Consider the following 7,896-nt stretch of genomic DNA (forward strand, 5'->3'; position numbering starts at 1 on the left):
AAATGTGGGAGCGGGCTTGCTCGCGAAGGCAGTGTGTCAGTCACCAGATGTATTGGCTGATACACCGCATTCGCGAGCAAGCCCGCTCCCACATTTGTTCAGTGTTAAATTCAGGCCTGCAAATAGCGCAACACCGACTCGCAGATCATCGCTCGATGCCGCTGCTTGACCGCCTCATCCGACAACTCGATCTGAAAGATCTCGCTGAAGGTGTGGCGGTTGGACACCCGGTAAAAGCTGAACGAGTTGATCAGCAAGTGCACGTCCAACGGCTCCAGCCCTTCACGGAACACCCCCAGTTCTGCGCCCCGGCGCAACGTGGTGCCGAGGGCTTCGAGGATGTTGCTGTTCATCGCCTTGATCGACGTTGACTGTTTTACGTACTCGGCGTTGTGGATGTTTTCGATGCTGACAATCCGTACAAAATCCACGTTCTGATCGTGGTGATCAAAGGTGAATTCCACCAGCCGGCGAATCGCTTCCCGAGGTTCCAGCGCCGTCAGGTTCATCCGGGTTTCGGTGGTGCGAATGTCGCCGTAGAGCTTCTCCAGCACCTCGACGTACAGCTGCTCCTTGCTGCCGAAGTAGTAATAGATCATGCGCTTGGAGGTCTGGATACGCTCGGCGATCGCGTCCACCCGGGCGCCGGAAAGGCCCTGCGTGACAAACTCGACGATGGCTTCCTGGAGGATGTTCTCGCGGGTCTTTTCCGGGTTGTTCTTGCGACTCTTGCGTGGCGCGATGGCCACGGCGGGAAGCTCGGAAGTCAGGGTCATGGTGCGCTCACGGCCTTAGGTGCAGGCGCTGATTATGGGCCGCGCCGCACGCCGAAGGAAGCGCCAGCACCTTACAACCTGGCCTGGCGCGCCGCACCGCTGCGGGACTTGGCCATGGCCGCCAGGCGCACCGCCACGTTGGCCGCACCGTAACCGGCGTAACCGTTTTTGCGCTGGATGATCTCGAAGAAAAACCGGCCCTCGAACGGTTCGGTGTACACGTGGAACAGTTCACCGCCCTGGGCATCACGGTCGTAAAGCACGTTGTAATACGCGAGCTGGCTGAGGAACTCGTCATCAAAATCAAACCGCGCCGCGAGGTCGTCGTAGTAGTTCAGCGGAATATCCAGCAGCGGCACCCCGGCATCCTTGGCCCGGCTGACCTCGGCGAAAATGTCCGCGCAGTCGAAGGCAATGTGGTGCACGCCCGAGCCGCGATAGCTCGACAGCGCGTGGGAAATCGCGGTGTTGCGGTTCTCGGAAATATTCAGCGGCAGGCGAATCGAACTGCAGCGGCTGCGCAGTGCCCGGCTTTTCACCAGGCCGTACGGGTCGGGCAGCACCACCTCGTCATCGGCTTCGAAATCCAGCAGGCTTTTGTAGAACAGCACCCAACTGTCGAGGCTGTCGGCGGGCAACGCCATGGCCATATGGTCGATGCGCAGCAGGCCGCCGCTGGCAGCATTCGCCGGTTGCAGGTTGAAATCGGTGTTGTAGAGGCCGCCTTCGTTCTGGTCCACCAGGTAGATCAGGCTGCCGTCGGGTGCACGCACCGCCGCCAGCTCCAGCTCATTGGGCCCGACCAGGCCCCGATACGGCTGGCCCTTGTAGGCCACCGCGCGCTCCAGGGCCTTGGCGCTGTCCTTCACGCGGATCGCCGTGGCGCACAATGACGGGCCGTGGGCCTCGAAAAAATTATGGGCGAAAGAATAGGGTTCACAGTTGAGGATCAGGTTGATATCGCCCTGGCGCAGCAGGCTGACGCTCTTGGAGCGATGCTGCCCGGCCTTGACGAAGCCCAGGCGCTCCAGCCATGAAGTGAGCTTGGCGCCGAGGTTTTCATCCACGGCAAATTCCAGGAATTCGATGCCGTCGTATTCGCTGGCGGCCGGGGTTTCAAACAGAATCTCCGGCACCGGTTTGGCTTCTTCGGCCAGCCGCTGGCGGGTCTTCTCCTCCAGGTACAGCAGCGAGCGCAGGCCGTCGGCGGCATTCGCTCGGGTGGGCGCGGCGCGAAAGCCGTCGTTGAAGATTTCCAACGACAACGGCCCGGTGTAGCCACTCTTGATGATCGGGGCGAGGAAGCCCGCCAGGTCAAATTCGCCTTGCCCTGGGAAGCAGCGGAAATGCCGGCTCCACTCCAGTACGTCCATGGCCAGGACAGGCGCGTCGGCCATCTGCACAAAGAAGATTTTGTCGCCGGGAATCTCGGCGATGGCACTTGGGTCGCCCTTGAGGGACAACGTGTGAAAACTGTCGAGCAACACGCCGAGGCTTGGGTGATCGATCTTGCGCACCAAATTCCACACCTGTTGCCAGGTATTAACGTGCCGCCCCCACGCCAGCGCTTCATAGCCAATGCGCAGGCCACGGCGGCCGGCGTGTTCGGCCAGCAGGCTCAAGTCATCCAGCAGAATGCGTTCATCGCCCACGGAATCGGCTGACGCGTTACTGCACACCAGCACCAGGTCGGTGCCCAACTCCTGCATCAAGTCGAACTTGCGCTCGGCCCGCTCCAGGTTGCGTGCCAGCCGGTCGCGGCGGCAGCCTTCAAAATCCCGGAAGGGCTGGAACAAGGTGATGGCAATGCCGAGGTCGGCGCACAGCTGCCTAACTTCTCGCGGGCTGCCGTCGTAATACAGCAGATCGTTTTCGAAGATTTCCACACCATCAAACCCGGCCGCCGCGATGGCTTCGAGTTTTTCCGGCAGGGTTCCGCTCAAGGAAACGGTGGCGATGGAGCGTTGCATGGGGCGACTCCCGGCATTGAGGCATGTCTTATTTACGGCAAATTATTGGCCGCTAAACTGCTCACAGCAATTGAAATGTACGAACCGGTTAGTTTTACGGGCGATTATCGAACAGAATGGCAATCGACGAATTGACGATTTTTTAGCCACTGCGCACCATCCACAGCACATTGAGTCCCGCTCCTGTTGAGTGGCCTCGGTTAACCAAGACCCTGAACACACCATAAAAATTTCAAAAAAACGGGTACTTCCTCATGCCTTCGCAAAATCCCGCCGTGGCCGTGCGCCACAGCAATCCCCATAGCGGCATCGGCGACAAAATCCGTGGCGCCATGGCTGTCGGTAAAACCCGCTGGGGCATGCTGGCCCTGGTGTTTTTCGCCACCACCCTGAACTACATCGACCGCGCCGCACTCGGCGTGATGCAGCCCATCCTGGCCAAGGAAATGAGCTGGACGGCGATGGATTACGCCAACATCAACTTCTGGTTCCAGGTGGGTTACGCCATCGGCTTTGTGCTGCAAGGCCGGTTGATCGACCGGGTCGGCGTCAAGCGCGTGTTCTTCTGCGCAGTGTTGCTGTGGAGCCTGGCGACCGGCGCCCACGGCCTGGCGACCTCGGCGGTGGGCTTTATGGTGTGCCGGTTTATTCTCGGGTTGACCGAAGCCGCCAACTACCCGGCCTGCGTCAAGACCACCCGCCTGTGGTTTCCCGCTGGCGAGCGTGCAGTGGCGACTGGCATCTTCAACGCCGGCACCAACGTTGGCGCGATGATGACACCGATGCTGCTGCCGCTGATCCTCCACGTGTGGGGCTGGCAGGCGGCGTTCCTGTGCATGTCGGCACTGGGCGCCATCTGGCTGGTGTTCTGGGGCTTGAAGTACTACAACCCGGAAGACCATCCGAGCGTGAAGCAATCGGAACTGGACTACGTGCAACAGGAAGTCGAACCGGAACAACCCCGCGTGCCGTTCAGCCGCATCCTGCGCATGCGCGGTACCTGGGCCTTCGCCCTCGCCTACTCGATGACCGCGCCGGTGTTCTGGTTCTACCTGTACTGGCTACCGCCGTTCCTGAACCAGCAATACAACCTGGGCATCAACGTGACCCAGATGGGCATCCCGCTGATCATCATTTACCTGACGGCGGACTTCGGCAGCATTGGCGGGGGCATTCTGTCTTCGTTCCTGATCGGCCGTGGGATGAATCCGATCAAGGCGCGGCTGTTGTCGATGCTGCTGTTTGCCTGCTGCATCATCGGGGTGATCATGGCTGCCGGCTCCAGCCAGCTGTGGGTCGCGGTGTTTGCCATCTCCCTGGCCATCGGCGCGCACCAGGCCTGGACCGCCAACATCTGGAGCCTGGTAATGGACTACACGCCCAAGCACATGATGAGTACGGTGTTTGGCTTTGGCGGCATGTGCGCGGCCATCGGCGGGATGTTCATGACCCAGATCGTCGGCCATATCCTGACCGTGACCAACAACAACTACACCGTGCTGTTCACCCTGATTCCGGCGATGTATTTCATCGCACTGATCTGGATGTACTTCATGGCGCCGCGCAAGATTCCGACCGTCGAGGCCTGAGTTTCCTACCTGCGCCGCTGCTGCCAGGCAGCGGCCAACCCGCTCAGGCAGATCACCCCGATCCCGACCACCGTGGTCAGGTCCGGGGTGTGATTGAACACCAGCCAGCCCAACAACCCCGCAAACACGATCTGGCAATAGCCGAACGGTGCCAGCAGCGCTGGCGCCGCGAAGCGAAACGCCTGGGTCAGCATCAAGTGTGCGGTCATCCCGCAGCTGCCCAGCGCCAGCATCAACACCCCGTGCCACAGGCTCGGCACTTGCCAGAAGAACGGCACCAGCGCACTCATCACCAAGGTGTTGCACAGCCCGGCGAAGAAGTTGCTGGTAGTCGGCGTGTCGTACTTGCTGAGGATGCGCGTGAGCAACTGGTAGAAGCAGAAGAACAGCGCGGACGTCAGCGGCAACAACACCGCCGGCGTGAACAGCTCACCGCCCGGATGCACAATGATCAGCACCCCGATAAACCCGCAAATCACCGCCAGCCATTGGCCGCGAGTCACGTGCTCGCCCAGCAGCGGCACCGACAACGCGGTGACCAGGATCGGCGCAAGAAAGTTGACCGCCGTGGCCTCGGCCAACGGGATAAAGTGCAGCGCCGACGTGAAGAACAGGCTGGTGCCCAGCAGGCACAAGGCCCGCGCCACTTGCAGCAACGGCCGCTTACTGCGCAGCACCCGCAGGCCTGATTGCGGCAGGAATATCCCGGCCATCAACAGCGTGTGCACCACGTAACGCGCCCACACCACCATCACAATCGGGTAAAACCCGGCCAGGTATTTGGACAGCGCGTCGTGGCTGGAAAACAGAAAGGTGGCCACCACAATCAGCAAAATGCCTTTGAGCGGGTGGTTGACGCCGGAAAGTGGGGTGCTGAGGGTCATTGCATTCTCTTGAGTGGCAGGCTGAAATGACCGCCGCATACCGCGGCATAATCTAGAACGTGTGACGCGCCTCGCTCAAGAGCATAACCAAACCCTGTTCGAACAGCGCACTAAATTGCGGTTATCCAGTCCAACCCTCCACGCCCACCCGTCCATTGCGCGTTTTTTAACCAAGGCCTTCGCACCATGAAAAAAACCCTGTTTATTCTTTCGACCCTTGCCCTGCTCAGCGCTTGCGATAAACACCCCGAGCCTGCCAAAGCGCCGGCACCGCCCTCCGTGCAAGCGACGCTGGTGCCGGAAGTGCTGCCCACCGACAAATGGGTCGGCAAGTGGATTGGCGTCGAAGGCCTGAACCTGACCATCGCCAAGGACGACAGCATCGGCCGCGGCCACTATGTACTCACCATGAAATACGGCCTGGATGACGATGATTCCGGCACCTTCAAGGGCGAAGCCTCTGAAGACGGCATCACCTTTGAACGCCCGGACGGCCCGCAAATCCTGAGCGCCGGCGACGGTGAAGCCACCGGCCTGAAATGGCTGGCCGACAAAAAGGACTGCCTGGTGGTCGACACCGGTGAAGGTTATTGCCGGGATTAACACCGACAGCCGGACTGGCGCCAGCCCTACACACCAACAACAATGAGCTACAGGTTTATCAAGAGGATTGCCACATGCTATGGAAAAAAGGCCGACGCAGCGACAACGTGGTGGACGCCCGCGATGACAGTGGCGGCGGCGGTGGCATGCGCTTTGGTGGCGGCAAGGGCCTGAGCCTGACGGCGATCGTGCTGATCGTCGGCATCGGCTGGCTGACCGGCCAGGACCCGATGCAGATCCTCGGGCAACTCAGTGGCCAGCTCACCGAGCAAGCGCCCTCCGTCAGCCCGCAAACCCGCCAGGCGCCACCGGCCAATGATGAACAGGCCGACTTCGTACGCGCCATCCTCGGCGACACCGAAGATACCTGGGCCCAGGTCTTCCAGGAAAACGGCCTGACCTACAAGAACCCCAAATTGATCCTGTTCCGTGGCCGGGTGAACTCCGCCTGCGGTGGTGCCACGTCCGCCAGCGGGCCGTTCTATTGCCCGGCAGACCAGCAGGTGTACCTGGACCTGGATTTCTTCCGGGAAATGTCCCAGCGCTTCAAGGCCGCCGGCGATTTCGCCCAGGCCTACGTGATTGCGCATGAAGTCGGGCACCACGTTCAGACATTGCTCGGCATATCCGCGAAGATTCAGGCAGCCCGCCAACAAGGCCGGCAGATGCAAGGCGACGGCGGCCTATTGGTGCGCCAGGAGCTGCAAGCCGACTGCTTCGCCGGGGTGTGGGCCAACCGGGCGCAAAAGCGCCTGAACTGGCTGGAGCCCGGCGACATTGAAGAAGCACTGAATGCGGCCAACGCCATTGGCGATGACCGCTTGCAGCAACAGGGCCAAGGCCGCGTGGTGCCTGACTCGTTTACCCACGGCACCTCGGCACAGCGGGTTCGCTGGTTCAAGACCGGCTTCGCCCAGGGCCAGATCACTCAATGCGACACCTTCACTGCCAAGAGCCTTTAAATGAATAAACGACTGGGTCTGCTGTTAGGTTTGTTGATCACCTGTTCCACCCCCACCTGGGCCGCCGAACATGGCGTCAAGGTGGTCAGCCCCGATCGTTTCCACCTGGATGCCGGCGACCTAAGCGTCGGCTTGAGCCAGGACTGGCGCCAGCCGCTGCCTCAAGTCACCCGTGCGCTGATCATCGTGCATGGCCGCTTGCGCAACGCCATGACTTACCTTGAAAGCGGCGAAAAAGCCGCCCAAGCCGCAGGGCAAAACACCAACACCCTGGTGATTGCGCCGCAGTTTCTCAACCAGACCGACCTCAAGCGCAATCAGATCGACAGCCAGACCCTGCGCTGGAACAGCAATGACTGGATGGCCGGCGAGCCGTCCACCGGCCCGGGCCAGATCAGCTCCTACGGCGCGCTGGACCAGATCATCAAGCACCTGGGCAACCGCACGCTGTTCCCGAACCTGAAAGAAATCGTGGTGGCCGGCCATTCCGGCGGCGGCCAGGTGGTGCAGCGGTTTGCCTTGACCGGGCATGATCACCCGCTGTTGCAAACCGAAGGCATCAGCTTGCGCTATGTGGTGGCCAACCCGTCGTCCTACGCGTACTTCAGCCCGCAGCGGCCAGTGAAGTTCGATGTCGCCAGTTGCCCGGGCTTCAATGACTGGAAATACGGCATGCAAAACCTGCCGGCCTACGCCAAAGGGCAAAGTGCCGAGCAGCTGGAGCAAGCGTATGTGTCACGCAATGTCACCTATCTGCTGGGCCAGCAGGACACCGACCCGAATCACCCGGCGCTGGACAAGAGCTGTGGGGCTGAAACCCAAGGTGCGTATCGCTTGATTCGCGGGCACAACTATTTTGACTACCTCAAGCAGCGGCACCCGCAGTTGGGCCACAAGCTGGTTGAAGTGCCGGGGATTGGGCATGACGGGGACAAGATGTTTACGTCGCCTGAAGGGCAGAAGGTGTTGTTCAACCAATAACTGACTAAACCGGATACAAATGTGGGAGCCCATGCTGCCACTCACCTCTCCGCTCTGGACATGAGCCCGAACAGTTGAACGAGCCCACCTCGAACAGTTACAAGCGTGGGCCAAGCCAGAGCGCTCTCACC

Annotated in this window: 7 protein-coding genes; 4 read left to right on the top strand and 3 right to left on the bottom strand. The window is 60.8% G+C overall.

Going from position 1 to position 7,896, the window contains the following annotated elements:
• Positions 1-110 precede the first annotated feature (110 nt).
• Both CEC48_RS25030 and quiC read right to left on the bottom strand, forming a co-directional pair.
• On the bottom strand, positions 111-776 hold the full coding sequence (locus tag CEC48_RS25030; protein WP_088426172.1) for a TetR/AcrR family transcriptional regulator: 666 nt from the start codon (positions 774-776) through the stop codon (positions 111-113).
• Between the two features lie 71 nt (positions 777-847).
• Positions 848-2,746 carry a 3-dehydroshikimate dehydratase QuiC gene (gene quiC / locus CEC48_RS25035; protein WP_088426173.1) on the bottom strand — a complete coding sequence of 633 codons (1,899 nt, stop codon included), beginning with the start codon at positions 2,744-2,746 and terminating at the stop codon, positions 848-850.
• A 254-nt stretch (positions 2,747-3,000) separates the two neighbouring features.
• Here quiC and CEC48_RS25040 point away from each other — a divergent pair, with 254 nt between their 5' ends.
• Positions 3,001-4,335 carry an MFS transporter gene (locus CEC48_RS25040; protein WP_088426174.1) on the top strand — a complete coding sequence of 445 codons (1,335 nt, stop codon included), beginning with the start codon at positions 3,001-3,003 and terminating at the stop codon, positions 4,333-4,335.
• A gap of 5 nt (positions 4,336-4,340) precedes the next feature.
• On the opposite strand, the gene CEC48_RS25045 is transcribed toward CEC48_RS25040, so the two are convergent.
• Positions 4,341-5,219 carry a DMT family transporter gene (locus tag CEC48_RS25045; protein WP_088426175.1) on the bottom strand — a complete coding sequence of 293 codons (879 nt, stop codon included), beginning with the start codon at positions 5,217-5,219 and terminating at the stop codon, positions 4,341-4,343.
• 186 nt (positions 5,220-5,405) lie between these two features.
• Here CEC48_RS25045 and CEC48_RS25050 point away from each other — a divergent pair, with 186 nt between their 5' ends.
• The 3 genes from CEC48_RS25050 (at position 5,406) to CEC48_RS25060 (ending at position 7,765) form a co-directional block, all read left to right on the top strand.
• The gene (locus CEC48_RS25050) at positions 5,406-5,822 is read left to right on the top strand and encodes a membrane lipoprotein lipid attachment site-containing protein (protein ID WP_088426176.1); all 417 of its coding nucleotides are present in this window, start codon (positions 5,406-5,408) and stop codon (positions 5,820-5,822) included.
• Positions 5,823-5,896: 74 nt separating this feature from the next.
• The gene (locus CEC48_RS25055; protein WP_088426177.1) at positions 5,897-6,784 is read left to right on the top strand and encodes a neutral zinc metallopeptidase; all 888 of its coding nucleotides are present in this window, start codon (positions 5,897-5,899) and stop codon (positions 6,782-6,784) included.
• Positions 6,785-7,765: a hypothetical protein gene (locus CEC48_RS25060; protein WP_088426178.1), complete on the top strand. Its 981-nt coding sequence runs from the start codon at positions 6,785-6,787 to the stop codon at positions 7,763-7,765.
• Positions 7,766-7,896: the final 131 nt, after the last annotated feature.

It is taken from the genome of Pseudomonas sp. K2I15, from assembly GCF_002204795.1.
GTDB lineage: Bacteria > Pseudomonadota > Gammaproteobacteria > Pseudomonadales > Pseudomonadaceae > Aquipseudomonas.

Excerpts from the sequence above, each read along its gene's own strand:
- CEC48_RS25045 (WP_088426175.1), bottom strand. The coding sequence starts at position 5,219 with ATGACCCTCAGCACCCCACTTTCCGGCGTCAACCACCCGCTCAAAGGC.
- CEC48_RS25050 (WP_088426176.1), top strand. The coding sequence starts at position 5,406 with ATGAAAAAAACCCTGTTTATTCTTTCGACCCTTGCCCTGCTCAGCGCT.
- quiC (WP_088426173.1), bottom strand. The coding sequence starts at position 2,746 with ATGCAACGCTCCATCGCCACCGTTTCCTTGAGCGGAACCCTGCCGGAA.
- CEC48_RS25040 (WP_088426174.1), top strand. The coding sequence starts at position 3,001 with ATGCCTTCGCAAAATCCCGCCGTGGCCGTGCGCCACAGCAATCCCCAT.
- CEC48_RS25055 (WP_088426177.1), top strand. The coding sequence starts at position 5,897 with ATGCTATGGAAAAAAGGCCGACGCAGCGACAACGTGGTGGACGCCCGC.
- CEC48_RS25030 (WP_088426172.1), bottom strand. The coding sequence starts at position 776 with ATGACCCTGACTTCCGAGCTTCCCGCCGTGGCCATCGCGCCACGCAAG.
- CEC48_RS25060 (WP_088426178.1), top strand. The coding sequence starts at position 6,785 with ATGAATAAACGACTGGGTCTGCTGTTAGGTTTGTTGATCACCTGTTCC.